The sequence below is a fragment of the Gordonia sp. PvP123 genome (genome assembly GCF_040547295.1).
Classification (GTDB): Bacteria; Actinomycetota; Actinomycetes; order Mycobacteriales; family Mycobacteriaceae; genus Gordonia; species Gordonia terrae.
The window spans coordinates 568,439-588,175 of sequence record NZ_JBEPPN010000001.1 but is presented as its reverse complement, the minus strand read 5'-3'; the positions used below and the strand labels follow the sequence as shown (position 1 = coordinate 588,175).

Sequence of the window (19,737 nt, the reverse complement as noted above, 5' to 3'; positions counted from 1 at the left end):
AGATTCGCTCAGGTGTAGAGGTCGGCGATCGCTTCCTTGTGCGCGTCGTGGATGACGTTGCGCTTGAGCTTCATCGTCGGGGTGAGCTCTCCGGTGTCGATGGTGAAGTCGGTCTCTAGGATGGAGAACTTCTTGATCGCCTCGGCGTTGGAGACCTTGGTGTTGGCCTCCTTCACCGCGGCGTCGATCTCCGCCTTGAGGTCGGCATTGTCGACCAGGTCGGAGACCGGGGTGTCGGCAGGCAGCCCGTGGCGCTCGAGCCATCCGGGAACGGCCTCGGCATCGATGGTGATGAGCGCCGCGATGAACGGCTTGTTGTCGCCGACGACGAGACACTGGCTCACCAGGGGATGCGCCCGGATGGTGTCCTCGAGTTGGGCGGGGGAGACGTTCTTGCCGCCGGCGGTTACGATCAGTTCCTTCTTGCGGCCGGTGATGAACAGATAGCCGTCGTCGAGCGTGCCGATGTCACCGGTGTGGAACCAGCCGTCGCGGATGGCGTCGTCGGTGGCGGCCTGGTTCTTCCAGTACCCGCCGAACACAACCGGTCCTTTGAGCAGGACCTCGCCGTCCTCGGCGATGGCGACGGTGACGCCGGGGATCGGTCGGCCGACCGAGCCGACCTTCTGGTTGTCCTCGTTGTTGGCCGTGACCGCCGCGGTGGTCTCCGACAGCCCGTAGCCCTCGTACACCGGGATGCCGACGCCGCGGAAGAAGTGGCCGAGACGCGCGCCGAGCGGGGCGCCGCCGGAGATGGCGCCTTCGCACTGGCCGCCCAGGGCGTCGCGCAGCTTGCCGTAGACCAGCTTGTCGAAGACGGCGTGGCGGAGCTTGAGGCCCAGTCCGACCTTGCCGGCCTCGGTGGCCTTGCTGAACTCGATCGCGGTGTCGGTCGCCTTGTCGAAGATCGAGCCCTTGCCGCCGTCGTAGGCCTTCTGCTTGGCGGAGTTGTACACCTTCTCGAACACGCGGGGCACCGACAGCACGTAGTTCGGTTTGAACACGCCGAGGTCGGCCACGAGGTTCGTCAGGTCGTTGGTGTGTCCGAGGATCACGCCGTTCTCCACGCACCCGACGGTGACGACCCGGGCGAAGATGTGGGCCAGTGGCAGGAAGAGCAGCGTCGACTTGCCCTCGCGCATTCCGGCGCCGACCGCGTCCCGCGTCGCGGCGGTCTCGGCGAGGAAGTTCGCGTGTGTCAGGACGACGCCCTTGGGACGGCCGGTGGTGCCCGACGTGTAGATCAGCGTGGCGGCGTCGGACGACAACGCGTTCGCCTGACGCTGGTCGAGGTCGGCATCGGCGATCTTCGCGCCGCGCTTGGTGACCGTGGGAAGCGCGTGGTCATCGATGACCAGGGTTTCCTTGAGGGTCGCTGTCTCGTCGATCACCCGGAGGTGGCGGGTGTAGTGCTCGTGGTTCTCGACGAACAGCAGGGTGGCGCCGGAGTCCTCGAGGATCCACTGGACCTGGTCAGGGGCCGAGGTCTCGTAGATCGCGACGGTGCAGGCGCCGGCGCGCCAGATCGCGTAGTCCAGGACGGTCCACTCGTAACGGGTCGAGCAGAGGATGGCGACGCGGTCCCCGGCCTGCACGCCCGAGGCGATGAGTCCCTTGGCGACCGCGTCCACCTCGTCGGTGAAGTGCTTGGCGGTGACGTTGACCCATTGATTGTGTGAGCGCTTGCGGAAGAGCGGCATCGTGGGGCGCTCGGCGCGGTAACGCAGGATCGTGTCGACGGTCGTCGCCTTGTCGTCGATCGTCAGATCAGACGGGGTGGCGTACTGCTGCTGCATGGCACTCCTGAGACGGGAGAACAAATGGACATTCCGGACATCGGTATGCGTGTGACCGGGACCGATGGCCGGATGAGTGGCACCGACAGTACCAGTATTCGTGGGATGCATCACACCGGTCGGCGATCGTGGTCCGTGCCCTGCTCAGGGGGCTGATGCGACCCCGGCAAGCCGCGATGCCGACATTCTGGTGCAGGGCCATTACAGTTGAGGGCGATGAATGAGACTTCCGCCGCATGAGTACTTCCGATCACGGCGAGCACGACGCCCCGACCGACCCCTCCGTGGGCACGTTCGACGACCTCGAGATCGATCCGCGCGTTCGCGCCGCCGTCACCGACGTGGGCTACGAGACGCCCTCGCCGATTCAGGCGGCCACCATCCCGACGCTCCTGTCGGGGCGCGACGTGGTGGGTCTGGCGCAGACCGGTACGGGTAAGACCGCAGCCTTCGCCATCCCCATCCTGTCCCGGCTCGACACGTCTGCGCGGACTCCGCAGGCGCTGATCCTGGCGCCGACTCGTGAGCTCGCCCTGCAGGTCTCCGAGGCGTTCGGCCGCTACTCGGCCCATATGCCCGAGGTGAAGGTCCTGCCGATCTACGGCGGGCAGTCCTATGGCGTCCAACTCGCCGGGCTGCGTCGTGGCGCGCAGGTCATCGTCGGTACCCCGGGTCGTGTGATCGACCACCTCGACAAGAAGACGCTCGACATCTCGGGGCTGGAGTTCCTCGTCCTCGACGAGGCCGACGAGATGCTGACGATGGGCTTCGCCGAGGACGTCGAACGCATCCTGGCCGAGACCCCGGACACCAAGCAGGTCGCCTTGTTCTCGGCGACGATGCCCAGCGCCATCCGGCGTCTCGCGCAGCGCTACCTGAACTCGCCGCAGGAGATCACGGTCAAGGCGAAGACCGCGACCGCGCAGAACATCACGCAGCGCTACCTCCAGGTCTCCCACCAGCGCAAGCTGGATGCGCTGACGCGGTTCCTCGAGGTCGAGACCTTCGACGCGATGATCGTGTTCGTCCGTACCAAGCAGGCGACCGAGGAGCTGGCCGAGAAGTTGCGGTCCCGCGGATTCTCCGCGGTGGCCATCAACGGCGACCTCGCGCAGGCGCAGCGTGAACGGACCATCAACCAGCTCAAGAACGGTTCGATCGACATCCTGGTCGCGACCGACGTCGCCGCGCGCGGACTCGACGTCGATCGCATCTCGCACGTCGTCAACTACGACATCCCGCACGACACCGAGTCGTACGTGCACCGCATCGGCCGCACGGGTCGCGCCGGTCGTTCGGGCAACGCGCTGCTGTTCGTCTCGCCGCGCGAGCGCCACCTGCTGCGCGCCATCGAGCGCGCCACGCGACAGACGCTCACCGAGATCGGTCTGCCCAGTGTCGACGATGTCAACGCGCAGCGAGTGGCGAAGTTCGCCGACTCCATCACGCAGAACCTGTCGTCGGACAATCTCGATCTGTTCCGCGGGCTGATCGAGAACTATGCGCGGGACAATGACGTCGCGATGGCCGACATCGCCGCCGCGCTGGCACTCGAGACGCGGGACGGCGGATTCCTGATGACCCCGGATCCGCCGCAGTCGGAGAAGCGCCCCGAGCGCGAGCGTGCACCGCGTCGCCCGGGCGCGAGCTTCGCGACGTACCGGATCGCCGTCGGCCGGAAGCACAAGGTGTCGCCCGGCGCGATCGTCGGTGCCATCGCCAACGAAGGCGGCCTGACCCGAGCCGACTTCGGCAACATCAGCATCCGCGACGACTTCAGCCTCGTGGAACTGCCCGACGACCTCGACAGCGAGACCCTGTCCAATCTGCGGCACACGAAGATCGGCAAGAACCCGATCGACATCCGCAAGGACATGGGGTCACCGCGTACTCGTGGCGGCGGCAAGCGCGGAGCGGGTGGTCATGGTGGCGGACGCGACGGTCGCCGCGGCGACAGCTGGGGTAAGCGTCCGTCACCGCGCGTGGCCGGTCGCGGTCGCCACTCCTGAACCGACCCCGGACTGTCCCGCCGCCGGCGGGCTCCCAGTACCAGAAACTGCGTACAACGGCGCACTTCTGAGAGCTGCGTGAGAAAACTTGTCAATTCGAGATCGTTCCGTAACCTGGTCGACGGGGGTCATCCCGCGGGGTCACCATGCGGTGGTCACCGCGAAACACGATGTACACGGACAAAATTCGAGCAACAGGGTTGGTGAGTCACCGGTGTCAGTGGTGAATTCGATTTCGGCAGCAGAGGCAATGAATCACAGCCGCGAGGGGCACGCAGTGGTCGTCGATGCACGTCCGCAGGTGGTGCGACATCAGGGCAGCCTGCCCGGTGCGCTCGTGGTCGATCCGACCGAGGTGCCGAGGCGGTTCACGCCCACTCCCTCGGGCACCTTCCCGGTCATCCGCGATCGCGACACCGAGATCGCCGTCGTGTCGGTCCGCTCGGAGGCGCCGCGCATCGCCGAACAGATCGCCGACTGCGGCTACACCAACGTGCGTTACGTCGACGGGGGTTACCGCGCGCTGCGTTCGCGCACCGTCGGCTGAAGCACCCGCGAGAGAATCCGGCGCCGTCCCGCGCGACTGCGCGGGTCCCTCTGACCAGCGTCTTGTAGCGTAAGAGTCGCCGGCGACGAGAGGAACACATCGGTATGCAGGATGACACTCGCGAAGTGCTGCGCGATCAGGTCACCCGGCTGATGTCGTTTCTGGCTGATCTCGTCCGGTCCCGCTCCGGGGACGTGCTCGACATCGCCGATCATCCCGGTCACGTCTGGCTCGGCCCTTCCACCTCCATCTCCGCACGCACGAACGCGGTCCCGGGGCAGGTCGTCGTGGAGCTGCGACCGGAGGACGCCGGACAAAACGACTCGGGCCACGCCGACCTCGGCGAGCTGGTCGACGACCTCCTCGACAATCCCGAAGACCTCGAGCTCGTCGTCGCGTCGGCGCTGGTCACGGTCCGGCAGGCCGCGAACGACGACGCGGCGCCGCTCGTCCGGGAACACCTTCTCACCCAGGCGCTCGTCGCCGAACGCGACGCCGACGACACGATCCGGTTGGCCCTGGCTGCCGGGTCGTCCCCGGCCCTGCACGACACGCATCTCCTGGCGGCGCTGGACGGTCTCGATCTCGCGGGTGCGGTCAAGATCCGCGGCAAGCTGGCCGCGCAGGCGTCGGTGCTGACGGCGAAGACCACCGAGCTGATGGCCGAGTGGCGCGACGCGATCGACGTCGACACCGAGCGCGTGACCCTGTCGGTCGAGACCCGTCCGGCAGTCGTGCTCCGCCGGCGTGGCGTGGAGAACTCGCTCGCGTTCTACGACGCGATCATCGACGACCTGCGGGACGAGGGTTCGGACGTGCCGGTCGGACTGGCACAGCTCGTCCGGCCGATCGAGGCCGCCGACCGACTCGCCGCCCTTCGGGGTGACGGCGTTCTCGATCCCGCGGGGCTGGTCGCCGATGCGCTGTTCCCGCTGCCGTCCAACGTCGAACAACGCGACGTCCTCGCCCGGCTCGGCGCCGACACCGGTGTGGTGGTCGAGGGTCCGCCCGGCACGGGAAAGACCCACACCATCGCCAACGTCACCTCGGCACTGCTGGCAAAAGGTCAGCGGGTCCTGGTGGTGAGCGAGAAAGCTCATGCGCTCCACGTCCTGCACGACATGCTGCCGCCCGCGCTGCGGGCGCTCACGGTGTCGATCGCCGATGTCTCCCAGGACAGTGCCGAGGGGATAGTGGACGCGGTGACCGAGCTCGCCGAACGCAAGGCGTCGTTCACTCCTGGGGTCGCCGACGCCGAGATCGCCGATCTGGCTGCTAGGCGGGAACATGCTCTGCGGCAACGGGATCAGACGCTCCGCGACCTGTGGGATCTGCGCGCCGGGGAGACCGAGACACACGAATGGGTCGCGGGGGACTACCGCGGCTCCCCGGCGCAGATCGTCCGGCGGGTACGGGCCGACGCCGCCGCGTTCGACTGGCTGCCGGGCCCTGTGCACGGCGCCGTGCCGCCGCTGGACTCGGCCGAGTTCGTCCGGCTCGCGGAGTTGCTCGCGAGCACCGGGGGCTCCACCTCGCGCATCGCACAGCGCTTCGTCGACCTCGATGACCACCTGCCCGACCCGGGGCAGATGGATGCGATCTGCGAGCGGATCGCGTCCCGGCCCCGCGGACCGATGGCCGGTGCCGAGACCCTGCTGTCTGTGCTCGACGGGGTCGACAGTGGCCGCTTGGTCCGGATCAAGGACATCTGCGATGACCTGGCCGTGGCGTCCGGCGAGGTGTCCTCTTACCCGCGTCCGATGATCGACATGGCCGACCGGTTGCTCGCCGGTCGGGCCGCGCACCTCTGGTCGCGGGTGACGACGCTGTCGCCGGTCATCGCCGAAGCTGCTCGCCGGGACCGCGATCTGGGCGGGCACGCGGTCGTCGTCGACGGCAACCGGCCCGGGGACGCCGCGCTGTTCGATGCCGCCGCCGACTTCCTGCGGGACGGCGGTCAGTGGCGGGGACGGCTGCGCCGCTCGCCCGAGCAGCGCGCCGTGGAGGACGCGCCGGTGCGGGCGACGGTGGACGGTCGTCCGCCCCGGGACGAGGCGTCGCTGCGGCGGGTCGCCGATCACCTCACCGTCGTCGACGCGACGCACCAGGTGCATCGCATCCTCGCGGACCTGCACGTCCCGGTCGACGCCTCGGGGTCACGGTCGGCTCAGCTGGACCACCTCGTGCGCCTCGACACCCAGCTGTCATGGATCTCCCGGTTGCTCTCCGGGCGTGAGCATCTGGTGCGCGAACTCGAGGCGATCAGCCCCGGCGGTCCGCGCCCGCGCACCGTCGCCGAGGTGGCCGAGGTGGCGCATCAGGCCCGGTCGGTCGCCGTTGCCAACGACGCGGTCCTGGCCGAGCAGGAACTCGCCGATCGCGTGTACGGGCTGACGACCGAACTCGAGAAGGGGCCGTCGCCGGAGGGTGACGCGCTGCTCTCGGCGCTGGGTACGGCCGATCCGGCTTCGATCCGCGATGCTCGTCGTGCCTTCACCGCGGCCGCGGCCGACGCCGACGAGCAGAACGCCCTCGAGCTCCTCGGACTCCGATTACGTGGCCGCGCACCCGAACTCGCCAAGATCATGTGGGCCGGTGCGCAGGATCCGGTCTGGACCGAACGCGCTCGGGACATGGGCGCGGCATGGGCGTGGCGATTCGCCCACACCTGGGTGCAGGACCGTAGCGATCCGCTCGCCGAGGACCGGTTGCAGTCGGCACTCGACGCCATCGACGTGGACATCGCGTCCCTGACCACTCGTCTCGCGTCTGCGCAGGCCATCCGGGAGCTGCTGACACGCACCACATCCGGCGAGCTGCAGGCCGTCCAGTCCTACCGCGACCACATGATCAACCTGGGCAAGGGATCGGGCAAGCACGCCAATCGTTTCCGGCGCGCGGCGCGCGAGGCCATGGTCGAGGCGCAGAATGCCGTCCCCGCCTGGATCATGTCGATCAGCCAGGTGGCCGAGACGTTGCCGCCGCGCCGCAACTCCTTCGATGTCGTCATCGTCGACGAGGCGTCGCAGGCCGACATCACCAGTGCCTTCTTGCTGTGGCTGGCTCCCCGGGTGATCGTGGTGGGCGACGACAAGCAATGTGCGCCCGCCGGTCTGAACGGCACGACACTCGACTCGGCGTTCGCCGAACTCGACGCCGCGCTGCCGGATCTGCCGACGTATCTCCGCGACGGGCTGACGCCGCGGTCGAGTCTGTTCTCGTTGCTGCGCAGTCGGTTCGGCAACGTCGTCGGCCTTCGCGAACACTTCCGGTCGATGCCCGAGATCATCGAGTTCTCGTCTCGCCAGTTCTACGGGTCCGCACCACTGATCCCCGTGCGCCAGTACGGTTCCGACCGGCTCGAACCGTTGCGGGCGGTCGCGGTCGACGGGACGGCGACGGGAACCGGCAACGGTGTCGTCAACGACGCCGAGGTGGGCGCGATCGTCGACGCACTGCGGGGCTGCCTGGCGGATCCGGCCTATGACGGACTGGACTTCGGCGTGATCGCATTGCAGGGCGTCAAGCAGGTCGAGGCGATCGAGAAGGCGCTGCACACCGAGTTCGATCCCGACACCTGGCGTTCCCGCCGGATCCGGGTCGGGTCCCCGCCCGATTTCCAGGGCGACGAGCGACGCGTGATCTTCCTGTCGATGGTCGTCTCGGATGCCGGTGCGATCTCGGCGCTGACCCGGGCGGAGTCGCAACGCCGATTCAACGTGGCGGCGACTCGTGCCATGGACCAGCTGTGGCTGTTCCATTCGATCGGCCTCGACGAGTTGCGCCCCAACGACCTTCGCCATTCATTGCTGTCCTATGTCACGGCGAACGAGGGGCCGTCGATCGGGGTCATGCCCATCGACGTCCCGGATGACCGTCGCGTGCCTCCGTTCGACAACCTGCTCGAACAGCGGGTGTTCAACCGCCTCGTCGCCCTCGGCTACCACGTCACCCCGAAGGTCACGGTCAACAACCGCGTCGTCGACCTGGTCGTGCTGGGTGCCGATGCCCGGATGGCCGTCGAGTGCGACGCCGACGAGTTCGCCGGAACCGGACAGCAGGCGCGCTCGGATCTCGAGCGTGAGCGTGAGTTGCGTCGTTGCGGTTGGCAATTCGTGCGGGTGCGCGAGTCGGAGTTCGAACTCGATCCCGATCGCGTCCTGGAGTACGTCGCGACCGCGCTCGACGAACGTGGATGCAAGCCGGGCTCCCTCGTCGCTGTTCCGACCGCGGACACCGCCGGCGACGCGGTGAGGTGGCAACCGATCGATCTCACCGCGGGGGAGTGACGCCGGCCGCGCCCGGTCCGCCGGTCAGCGCACTGATCTGAGCAGCGCGGGCAGGCCGACCGCGGCGGGCATCCGCAGGCTGTGGGTCACGACGTCGGACAGCGCCGACGGTGCCGGGTTGAACTCGATGACCGGGATGCCCGCGCGCACCGCTCGCTCCGGCAACGCGGCTGCCGGGTAGACGATCCCGCTGGTACCCACGACGAGCACCACCCCCGCCGCGCGAAACGCCTGATCTGCACGCTGCCAATCCGATTCGGGCAGCGCTTCGCCGAACCAGACGATGCCGGGCCGCACGACACCACCGCAGCGCGGGCAGGTGGGCGGGTCGACGCGTGGGTCGTCCGCCGGCGTCGCATCGGGGCGGTCAGCGGGGTCGGGATATGCGCCGGGGCCGTCGTACGGGGTGCCGCAGACCGAACACCGGGGGGCGAACAGGCTGCCGTGCAGATGGCTGACGACGTCGCTGCCCGCCCGCTCGTGAAGATCGTCGACATTCTGCGTCACGACCATGACGGTGCGCGAGGCGGCGAGCTCGGCGAGTGCGAGGTGGCCGGCATTCGGCTGCGCGGCAAGCACTTCGCGAGCGCGCCACCGGTACCACCCCCAGACCAGGGCCGGGTCGCGCGCCCACGCCTCGGGGGTGGCGAGTTCGGCGGGGTCGAACTTCTCCCACAACCCGGTCTGGGCGTCCCGGAAGGTCGCGATCCCGCTCTCGGCCGACATGCCTGCGCCGCTGAACACCGTGATCCACTCCGCGCGACGCACGAGGTCGGCGACCGCGTCCGGAATCGGTTCGCCGGAGTCCGGGTCCGGTGTCCCGGCGAGGGTCATCCGGCGGACCCGATGCAGGCGCGTACCAGGGCGGCGGTCTCGTCGGGGTCGGGATCGCGGCGGACCAGGAAGCCCTTGGCGAAGCTGAGCTTGTCGCCGTCGTGCCGCGGCACGACGTGCAGATGGGTGTGGAAGACGGTCTGGAAGGCCGCGCGGCCGTCGTTCAGTGCAAGGTTCACGCCGTCGGCCGACATCGGTCCGGTCTTCATCGCGGTGGCCAGTCGCTGGCCGGCGCGGAAGAGCGAGGCGCCGATCGCCGGGTCCAGGTCGTCGAGCCCGGACGAATGGACGCGCGGCACGAGGAGGGTGTGCCCGCGGGTGACGGGGCGGATGTCGAGGAAACCGAGCACGTCGTCGTCGGAGTACACGATGCGCCCGGGGGATGTGCCGTCGACGATGCCGCAGAAGATGCAACTGCTCATATGCGCGACTCTAGGGCACCGGGGTCGGCGGCACTCCGGCTCGTGACGCGCGGCCGTGCTCCACATCACATCACGTTTTGATAACGGTTGACCGAGCGGATGCTCGGCCGTTGGCGTACCCCTGGGTATGTTGCCTGGCCTGGCGGTTTTCCGACCCTTCCCATGGCGGTTGGCACGGTGGCCCAAGTTACCCGCGGGGTTACTCGTCGGTATACCCGTAGGTCACCGACAAACATGAGGGTTCCCTCACTTTCGTGTGTCATCATAGGAGTCACGTTCACGCCGACACCGGCTCCCCAAGAGTCGGTGCTCGTCAATGTTGTTGTGCAGCAGGCGTGTTCCTTTGTAGTACCAGCTAGCTCGACCCGGCAGTGTCGCCTCGGCGGCCGGTTGTGCGCGCGACGTCGACGAGACCGTTCACGGCAGCGCACGCCATACGCCGCTGCTGACAGCGTTTCTCGCGGCCACAGCGGCCGCGCACCCGCCGCCCGCACAACACCCACAGACATCTACCGCACCGCACCTACGCACTCCGCAAATCCACACTCTGAGACCGACCACCACAGAGGAGTATCCGTGACCGTCGACCAGTTCCGCTCCGGCTCGCAGGGCGCCGCCAACGCAGAACGCCCCACCGCCACGCTCATCGAGCGACTCACGCAGGGCGAGCCCTACGCGATCAGCTTCGGCGGGCAGGGCGGCGCATGGCTGCCCACGCTGACCGAGCTGGTCGTCGACGCCGACCTCGAACACCGGGTCGCCACGATCGTCGATTCCGCCGAACGGCTCGTCGAGCCGGTCGCCGACGAACTCGTCGTGGCACGTGTGTCCGGGTTCCACCCCCTCACCTGGGTCCACGCCCACGACGCGGGAGACGACGTCCCCGCCGAGGCCACTCTCGCCGACTTCACCCTCTCCGGCCCGGGCGTCCTGCTCACCCAGCTCGCCGCTGTGGAAGCCCTCCGCAAACAGGGTCTGGACACTGCCGCGCTGCCGCCGAACGCGGTGGTCGGGCATTCCCAGGGGTCGCTGGCCACCGATGCGGTCGGTGCCGACGGTCGGGTCGCGGAATCCGGCCAGGGTCTGTTGCTGGCGGTTGCGCACCTCATCGGTGCAGCCGGTTCGCTGACCGCGCGCCGCCGCGGGCTGGGCGTCACCACCGACGGCACGCCGATGCTCGCCCTGACCAACATCAGCCCGGCTCGCGTCGACGAGATCCTGGCGCACTACCGCGACGGCCTGCCCGAGAGCGATCTGACGACGGCGCCGGTCGTCGCCATCAGGAACAGCCGTACCGCGGTGGTGCTGTCCGGTGCGCCGCGGCACCTCGCCGCCTTCGCCGCCCTCTGCGAGCGGATCGCCGCGACCGAGGCCGATGAGCGTAAGCGCAAGGTCACCGGTGGGGCACCCTTCGCGCCGAAGTTCGACCACCTGCAGGTGTCGGTCGCCTTCCATCACCCGGCGATGGCCGAGGCCGTCGAACTGGTCGGCCAGTGGGCCGATCGGTGCGGCATCGACCGTGACCTCGCCACCCGCCACGCCCACGACATCCTCGTCGGGCACGTCGACTGGGTCGCGTCGGTCGACGCGATCGTCACCGGTGGCGCCAAGTGGGTCCTGGACTTCGGACCCGGAGACATCGCCACCCGCCTCACCGCCTCACTCGTCCGCGGACAGGGCGTCGGACTGGTTCCGGCCGCTCTGCGCGTCGGACAGCGCAATCTGTTCAGCCCGGGTGGCGTGCCCGAGGTCGCCACGCCGTGGTCCCAGTTCGCGCCGACCCTCGTCGAACTGCCCGACGGGCGCACCGTCGTCGAGACCTCCTTCACCCGGCTCACGGGACGGTCGCCGATGCTGCTCGCCGGCATGACACCGACCACCGTCGATCCCGCGATCGTCGCCGCTGCGGCCAACGCCGGGCACTGGGCGGAACTGGCCGGCGGTGGCCAGGTCACCGAAGAGATCTTCGCGCGCAACATCGCCACGCTCACCGACCTGCTCGAGCCCGGCCGCGAGGCACAGTTCAACGCGCTGTTCCTCGACCCCTACCTGTGGAAGCTGCAGCTCGGCGGCAAGCGCATCGTGCAGAAGGCGCGTGCGCAGGGCGCCCCGCTCGACGGCGTGATCGTCTCCGCGGGGATCCCCGAGCTCGAGGACGCCGTTGCACTCGTCGACGAGTTCGTCGAAGCCGGACTCCGATTCGTGGCCTTCAAGCCCGGCACGGTCGAGCAGATCCGGTCCGTGGTGCGCATCGCGGCCGAAGTGCCGCACCACCCCATCATCGTCCAGATCGAGGGCGGTCGCGCCGGCGGTCACCACTCGTGGGAGGACCTCGACGACCTGCTGGTCGCCACCTACGGCGAGCTTCGTGCCCGCCCCAATGTCGTGATCTGCGTCGGCGGCGGCATCGGCACCCCCGAACGCGCCAGCGAGTACCTCACCGGCACCTGGTCGGCCGCCCACGGCTACCCGGCCATGCCACTGGACGGCATCCTCATCGGCACCGCGGCCATGGCGGCGAAGGAAGCGACGACCACCCCTGAGGTCAAGCAGCTCCTCGTCGACACCGCCGGTATCGACGAGTGGATCGGAGCCGGTCACGCCACCGCCGGAATGGCCTCCGGCCGGTCCCAGCTCGGCGCCGACATCCACGAGGTCGACAACACCGCCTCACGGTGCGGTCGACTGCTCGACGAGGTCGCCGGTGACGCCGAGGCCGTCGCCGCCCGCCGCGACGAGATCATCGCCGCGATGGCCGACACCGCGAAGCCGTACTTCGGCGACGTCGCCACCATGACCTACCGCGAATGGCTCGACCGATATGCCGCCCTGGCCGTCGGCGACGCCCGTGGTGAACAGGTCCCGTGGGCCGACATCACCTGGCAGCAGCGCTTCGTGGAGATGTTGCAGCGCACCGAGGCGCGCATGCACCCCCAGGACTCCGGGCCCATCCCGACGATGTTCGCCGAGGCCACCGCCGCCGCCGATCCGCATGCCGCGATCGACGCGCTCGGCAGCGTGTACCCCGAGATCGACACCGACATCCTGCATCCCGCGGACGTCGCCTTCTTCCTCGAGCTCTGCCGCACTCCCGGCAAGCCCGTCAACTTCGTGCCGGTCATCGACAAGGACGTGCGCCGGTGGTGGCGCAGTGACTCCCTGTGGCAGGCCCACGATCCCCGCTACGGCGCCGACGCCGTGTGCGTGATCCCGGGGCCGGTTGCCGTCGCGGGCATCACCCGCGTCGACGAGCCCGTCGGTGAGTTGCTCGACCGATTCGAGGCGCGCGTCGCCGCCGACCTACAGGCCGCAGGGGAGCGTCCGGCCGCCGTCGCCTCCCGGCACCGCGCCGGGCTGGCCGACGAGGCCGGCGTGCTGACCTCGGTGCTGGAGTCCGACGACGTCAGCTGGGCGGGCCGGATCGTGGCGAGTCCGATCGCATTGCTCGGTGATCGTGACGCCTGGACCGTGGTCGGACCCGAGCGGGCCGAGCACGCCGTGAGCGGAGCGGTCCTGGAACAGGTCGCCGCCGATGCCGTCACCCGTTTCGACCTCGTCGTCCCGATCTCGGGTGCGTCCGTGCGCATCCCGCTGCTGGCCGGCGAGAGCCTGCGCGACGGCGGTTCGCCGCTGGTCGGCCTCGACGACGCGTCGAACGCGATGCGCGAGATCCTCACCGTGGCCGCCGGCGGCAGCCTCGCCGAGGTGAACGACGGTGTGTCGGTCACGACTGTGTCCTGGCAGCCGGACTCGGTCGCCGACCACGCGGCGGTGACCGGTTTCTCCCTGCCGCCACACCTGCGTCCGACCACCCCGACCGACCCGTTCGGGTTCGCCGTCCCCGACACCCTGGTCGGCGCCTGCTGGCCGAGCGTCTTCAGCGTCATCGGCGCCGCCCGCACCGATTCCGGTGACCCGGTGGTCGAGGGACTGCTCGATCTGGTCCACCTCGATCATGCGATCGCGCTGACCGGCGAGATCCCCTCCGCGGCTGCCGAACTCACCGTCACCGCGCGTGCCGGCGCGGTCCGTGACGCCGACGTGGGCCGAGTTGTCGAGGTGTCGGTGGAAGTCGCCGGGCCGGACGGCCCGATCGCGACGCTCGACGAGCGTTTCGCGATCCGTGGACGCCTGGGCGCCGCTGAGCTCACCGACCCGGCCCGGGCCGGAGGTGCGCCTGCCGCCGAGCAGTCGGCCACCCGGAAGCTGATCCGGACGGCCACCATCACGGCGCCGAACCGGATGAACGGCTTCGCCGTCGTGTCCGGTGACCGCAACCCCATCCACACCGACGCGTCCGCGGCCAAGCTCGCCGGTCTCGGTGACCCGATCGTGCACGGGATGTGGTTGTCCGCGGCCGCCCAGCAGGTCGTCACCGCGACCGACGCGAAGAACCCGACGCCGTCGCCCCGTCCGTTGATCGGCTGGACCGCACGCTATCTCGGCATGGTCCGGCTCGGCGACCGCATCACCGTGCGTGTCGACCGGGTGGGCCTCGACAACGGCCGCGAGGTCGTCGAGGTGAGCGCCAAGGTCGGCGACAACCTGGTGATGAGCGCGACCGGCCTGCTCGCCGCGCCGCGCACCGTCTACGCATTCCCCGGCCAGGGCATCCAGAGCAAGGGCATGGGACTCGACGCCCGGTCCCGGTCGAAGGCCGCCCGGAAGATCTGGGACCGCGCCGACAAGCACACCCGTGCGGCACTCGGCTTCTCGATCCTGGCTGTCGTCCGAGACAATCCGACGACGCTCGTCGCCAACGGGACCACCTACAACCACCCCGACGGCGTGCTGTACCTGACGCAGTTCACCCAGGTGGCCATGGCGACGCTCGGTGTCGCCCAGATCGCCGAACTCAAGGAATCCGGCGGGTTCGTCGAGGGCGCCATCACCTGTGGTCACTCCGTGGGCGAGTACAACGCGCTGGCCGCGTGCGCCGGAGTGCTGCCGCTCGAAGCCGTCCTGGAGGTCGTGTTCCAGCGCGGCGAGGCCATGCACCACCTCGTCCCGCGGGATGAGCAGGGACGCAGCGACTATCGGATGGCGGCCATCCGGCCGAGCCAGTTCGGTCTGGCCGATGCCGAGGTCACCGCGTTCGTGTCCGGCGTCGGTGCCGAGGCCGGCGAGTTCCTCGAGGTCGTCAACCTCAACCTGCTCGGCTCGCAGTACGCGATCGCCGGCACGGTTCGTGGCCTCGAACTCCTCGAAGCCGAGATCGACCGGCGCCGCGCCGAATTCGGCGGGAAGCGGGCCTTCATCCTGATCCCGGGCATCGACGTCCCGTTCCACTCCAGCGTGCTGCGCGCCGGCGTGCCGGAGTTCCGCGGCAAGCTCGCCGAACTGCTGCCGGCCGACATCGACATCGATATCCTCATCGGTCGTTACATCCCGAACCTGGTGCCCCGTCTGTTCAATCTCGGGCGCGACTTCGTCGAGGAGATCGCGGCACTGGTGCCGTCGGATCCGCTGAACGAGGTCCTCGCCGACTGGGATGCCTGGGAGGCGACGCCGAACGAACTCGCCCGCGTGGTCCTGATCGAGCTGCTCGCCTGGCAGTTCGCCAGCCCGGTGCGGTGGATCGAGACCCAGGAACTGCTGTTCAGCGGACCCGAGCGGAACGGGCTGGCGGTACAGCGCTTCGTCGAGATCGGTCTGAAGGGCGCCCCGACGCTGTCGGGTCTGGCCACCAACACGCTCAAGCTCGACGACTACGCCGCGGCCACCACCGAGGTCCTCAACGTCGAGCGGGACACCGACACGATCCTGGCCAAGGATGCCGGTCACGAGCCCGACGAGGACGAACCCGACGTTCCCGCGGCGGCCGAGACGTCGGCGGCCGACGCCGCCCCGGCGCCCGCGGCCACGCCCGCCCCGGCCGCTCCTGCGGCTCCCGCGGGTGGTCCGCGGCCCGATGACATCGCCTTCACCCCCTCGGACGCGGTGAAGTCCGTCATCGCACTGTGGACCAAGATGCGCGTCGATCAGATCGGTTCCGCGGACACGATCGAGGCGCTGTGCGACGGCGTGTCGTCGCGGCGCAACCAGCTGCTGCTCGACATCGGCGGCGAACTCGGCCTCGGTGCCATCGACGGTGCCGCCGAAGCCGACATGACCGCGCTGTCGTCCACGGTCGAGACCCTCGCCCGCGGATACCGCCCGCTGGGCGCGGTGCTCACCGACGCGGTGAGCGATCAGGTGCGCAAGGTGCTCGGTCCGCTGGGCAAGCGCCAGAACTACATCACCGACCGCGTGTCGAGTGTCTGGCAGCTGGGCGAGGGGTGGGGTCTGCACACCACCGTCGCGCTGGCGCTGGGCACCCGGGACGGTGCGTCCGTCCGCGGTGAGGCCCTGGGCAACCTGCTCGACGGGCCGCTGACGAACACCGACTCCCTCGATGCGCTCATCGACAAGGCCGTGTCCGCGGTGGGTGCGGTCAAGGGCATCCCGGTCGGCAAGCCGGCGGCCGAATCCGGCGGTGGCGCAACGGTCGACGCCGCGGCGCTGGGTGAGTTCACCGAACAGATCACCGGTCGCTCCGGCGCGCTGGCGTCGGCTGCGTACACCCTGCTGGACAAGCTCGGACTCGCCGAGGTCGCCGATCTCGCCGAGGCGGCTGCGGACCCGAACGCCGAGCTCGCCGAGCTCGTCAGCGCCGAACTCGGTTCGGACTGGGCCCGGACCGTCGCGCCGTCCTTCGACGCGGCCAAGGTCGTCCTCATCGACGACCGGTGGGCAACCGCCCGTGAGGATCTCGTCCGGTTGTGGCTGACCGACGAGCACGATCTCGACGCCGACTTCGACACGATCGTCGGCGGATTCGCCGGAGCCGGGGACACCGTCGCCGACCACGCCACCTGGTGGCAGGGCAAGGCCCTCGCGAACGGAAACGCCGTGCACGGCCGCGTCTTCGGCGCGATCGCGCATGCTGCGGAGAACCCGGAGAAGGGTGGCTACAGCGGTGAGATCGCCGTCGTCACCGGCGCGAGCAAGGGCTCCATCGCCGCCGGCGTGGTCGCCGGGTTGCTCGCCGGTGGTGCGACCGTCATCGCGACGACGTCGCGACTGAACTCCGACCGTCTCGCGTTCTACAAGAAGCTGTACCGCGAGAACGCCCGGGCCGGTGCCGCGCTGTGGATCGCCCCGGCGAACATGGCCTCCTATGCCGACGTCGACGACCTCGTCGACTGGATCGCGGCCGAGCAGACCGAGAACCTCGGTGGCACGACGGCAGTGGTGAAGCCGGCGATGAAGCCGACGCTGCTCTTCCCGTTCGCCGCACCGCGGGTCGCCGGTGACCTCACCGACGCCGGTGGTCGTGCCGAGCTGGAGATGAAGGTGCTCCTCTGGTCGGTGGAGCGGCTCATCGGCGGGCTCGCCGACGTCCACTCCGACCACGACATCGCTTCCCGCGTGCACATCGTGCTCCCCGGTTCGCCGAACCGCGGCATGTTCGGTGGCGACGGCGCCTACGGCGAGAGCAAGGCCTCGCTCGATGCGCTCGTGCAGCGCTGGTCGGCCGAGGAGTCCTGGGGTTCCAAGACGACGCTCGCCCATGCCCTGATCGGCTGGGTGCGCGGCACCGGACTGATGGGTCACAACGACGGAATGGTCGACGCGGTCGAGGCGGCGGGTGTGCGCACCTGGAGCACGGCGGAGATGGCGGCGAACCTGCTGACCCTGTGCACGCCCGAGCAGCGTTCGAGCGCGGCGAGCGCACCGGTGCGCGCCGACTTCACCGGCGGCCTGGACAGCTCGACCGACCTGAAGGCGCTCGCGGCCACCGCGGCGGCGGCCGCCGAGGAGTCCACGGACACCGACGAAGAGCCGGCGACAACCGTCGCGGCATTGCCCGCACCGGCGCGCGCGCCGAAGGCGATGCGTCCCGAGTGGCCCGCGATCGACGCCCGACCCGAGGACCTCGTGGTCATCGTGGGCGCCGGCGAGCTCGGCCCGTTCGGTTCGGCCCGCACTCGTTTCGAGATGGAGGTCGACGAGAAACTCTCGGCCGCCGGTGTTCTCGAGCTCGCCTGGAACACCGGACTGGTGCACTGGGATTCGGCGCCGAAGCCGGGCTGGTACGACACCGAGTCCGGAGACCCGGTGCCGGAGAGCGAGATCGCCGATCGGTACCACGACGAGGTCGTCGCGCGCTGCGGCATCCGCCGCTACGCCGACGACGGCGCGATGGTCGACAACACCTCGCCGCTGCTCACCTCGGTCTTCGTCGACGAGGACCTGACCTTCACGGTCAACTCCGAGGCCGAGGCGCGGGCGTTCGCCAGTGCCAACCCGGAGAAGACCCGCGTCGCGCAGAACGCCGACGGCGACTGGCAGGTCACCCGCCTGGCGGGCACCGAGATCCGCGTCCCGCGTCAGTTCGCGCTGACCCGGACCGTGGGCGGTCAGATCCCGACCGGCTTCGACCCGACCCGCTGGGGCGTCAGCCCCGACATGGTGGAGTCGATCGACCGGGTCGCACTGTGGAACCTGGTGGCCACGGTCGACGCGTTCCTGTCGTCGGGCTTCACCCCGAGCGAGCTGATGCGCTGGGTGCACCCCGGTCTGGTGGCCAACACCCAGGGCACCGGCATGGGCGGCATGACCTCGATGCGCGACCTGTACGTCAACACCCTGCTGGGGGAGGCCAACGCGAACGACATCCTGCAGGAGGCGCTGCCGAACATCGTTGCGGCACACGTGGTCCAGTCGTATGTCGGTAGCTACGGCGCGATGATCCACCCGGTGGCGGCGTGCGCAACGGCCGCGGTGTCGGTCGAGGAGGGCGTCGACAAGATCCGGCTCGGCAAGGCGCTGTTCGCGGTCGCGGGCGGCTTCGACGACCTGGGCATCGAGGGCATCGTCGGCTTCGGTTCGATGTCGGCGACCGCGGACTCGGCGAAGATGACCGCGCGCGGCATCGACGACCGCCGGTTCTCGCGGGCCAACGACCGTCGACGCGGCGGGTTCGTCGAATCGGCCGGCGGCGGCACGATCCTGCTCGCCCGCGGCGACGTCGCGGCCGAGATGGGGCTGCCGGTGCTCGGTGTGGTCGCATGGGCACAGAGCTTCGGCGACGGCGTGCACACCTCGATCCCGGCTCCGGGTCTCGGTGCCCTGGGCGCGGCTCGCGGGTCGCTGTCCTCGCCGCTGGCCCGTGCGCTCGGCTCGCTCGGTGTCAGTGCCGACGACGTGGCGGTCGTGTCGAAGCACGACACCTCCACCAAGGCCAACGATCCGAACGAGTCGGAGCTGCACGAGCGGCTCGCGGCGGCGATCGGCCGCGGCAAGGGCGCACCGCTGTTCGTGGTGTCGCAGAAGTCGCTGACCGGTCACGCCAAGGGTGGCGCGGCAGCCTTCCAGCTCATCGGCCTGTGCCAGATCCTGCGCGACGGCGTCATCCCGCCGAACCGCAGCCTCGACTGCGTCGACGACAAGATGGCGGAATACCCGCACCTGGTGTGGCCGCGCGAGACGCTGCAGCTGGGCGAGCGGTTCCCGCTCAAGGCCGGCCTGCTGACCAGTCTCGGCTTCGGCCACGTGTCCGGGCTCATCGCGGTGGTGCACCCGGAGGCGTTCATCGCCGCGCTGAACCCGGATGAGCGCGACGCCTACCGTCAGCGCGCCGACGAGCGCACGCGTCAGGGCAGCCAGCGCTTCCTGCAGTCGATCTGCGGTGGCGAGCCCGCCTACCAGCGTCCGCCGAACCGTCGCTTCGACGAGTCGGTCGACGAGCACGACGCCGAGGCGGGCATGCTGCTCGATCCGCAGACCCGTCTGGATGGCGCCGACGTCTACGTCGCCGGTGAGCCGGTGGCGGGAAGCCGGTGACACCCGGTGAGT

General features: G+C 69.6%; 7 protein-coding genes. 4 read left to right on the top strand and 3 right to left on the bottom strand.

The genetic code is table 11. From position 1 onward, the window contains the following. Positions 1 to 8 precede the first annotated feature (8 nt). The gene (locus ABIC25_RS02655; RefSeq protein WP_101818619.1) at positions 9 to 1,796 is read right to left on the bottom strand and encodes an AMP-dependent synthetase/ligase; all 1,788 of its coding nucleotides are present in this window, start codon (positions 1,794 to 1,796) and stop codon (positions 9 to 11) included. Between the two features lie 236 nt (positions 1,797 to 2,032). On the opposite strand from ABIC25_RS02655, the gene ABIC25_RS02650 reads away from it, so the two are divergent. The 3 genes from ABIC25_RS02650 (at position 2,033) to ABIC25_RS02640 (ending at position 8,641) form a co-directional block, all read left to right on the top strand. Further along, positions 2,033 to 3,805 (top strand): DEAD/DEAH box helicase, encoded by a 1,773-nt coding sequence (locus ABIC25_RS02650; protein ID WP_239402700.1) that lies wholly within the window; start codon positions 2,033 to 2,035, stop codon positions 3,803 to 3,805. Between the two features lie 214 nt (positions 3,806 to 4,019). Then, positions 4,020 to 4,352, top strand: a complete 333-nt coding sequence (locus tag ABIC25_RS02645) for a rhodanese-like domain-containing protein (protein ID WP_033203518.1) — start codon at positions 4,020 to 4,022, stop codon at positions 4,350 to 4,352. A 104-nt stretch (positions 4,353 to 4,456) separates the two neighbouring features. Further along, entirely contained in the window at positions 4,457 to 8,641 is a 4,185-nt protein-coding gene (locus tag ABIC25_RS02640) for a PDDEXK-like endonuclease domain-containing protein (RefSeq protein ID WP_354559794.1), read from the top strand. A 24-nt stretch (positions 8,642 to 8,665) separates the two neighbouring features. Here the strand turns inward: ABIC25_RS02640 and ABIC25_RS02635 are convergent, their stop codons facing one another. Next, positions 8,666 to 9,475, bottom strand: a complete 810-nt coding sequence (locus ABIC25_RS02635; protein WP_354559792.1) for an SIR2 family NAD-dependent protein deacylase — start codon at positions 9,473 to 9,475, stop codon at positions 8,666 to 8,668. Further along, positions 9,472 to 9,897: an HIT family protein gene (locus ABIC25_RS02630; protein ID WP_064571485.1), complete on the bottom strand. Its 426-nt coding sequence runs from the start codon at positions 9,895 to 9,897 to the stop codon at positions 9,472 to 9,474. The genes ABIC25_RS02635 and ABIC25_RS02630 overlap by 4 nt, the downstream gene beginning before the upstream one ends. A 576-nt stretch (positions 9,898 to 10,473) precedes the next feature. On the opposite strand from ABIC25_RS02630, the gene ABIC25_RS02625 reads away from it, so the two are divergent. Next, complete coding sequence (locus ABIC25_RS02625) at positions 10,474 to 19,725, top strand: fatty acid synthase subunit beta domain-containing protein (protein ID WP_354559790.1); 9,252 nt, start codon at positions 10,474 to 10,476, stop codon at positions 19,723 to 19,725. Positions 19,726 to 19,737: the final 12 nt, after the last annotated feature.

Excerpts from the sequence above, each read along its gene's own strand:
- ABIC25_RS02655 (WP_101818619.1), bottom strand. The coding sequence starts at position 1,796 with ATGCAGCAGCAGTACGCCACCCCGTCTGATCTGACGATCGACGACAAG.
- ABIC25_RS02650 (WP_239402700.1), top strand. The coding sequence starts at position 2,033 with ATGAGTACTTCCGATCACGGCGAGCACGACGCCCCGACCGACCCCTCC.
- ABIC25_RS02640 (WP_354559794.1), top strand. The coding sequence starts at position 4,457 with ATGCAGGATGACACTCGCGAAGTGCTGCGCGATCAGGTCACCCGGCTG.
- ABIC25_RS02635 (WP_354559792.1), bottom strand. The coding sequence starts at position 9,475 with ATGACCCTCGCCGGGACACCGGACCCGGACTCCGGCGAACCGATTCCG.
- ABIC25_RS02630 (WP_064571485.1), bottom strand. The coding sequence starts at position 9,897 with ATGAGCAGTTGCATCTTCTGCGGCATCGTCGACGGCACATCCCCCGGG.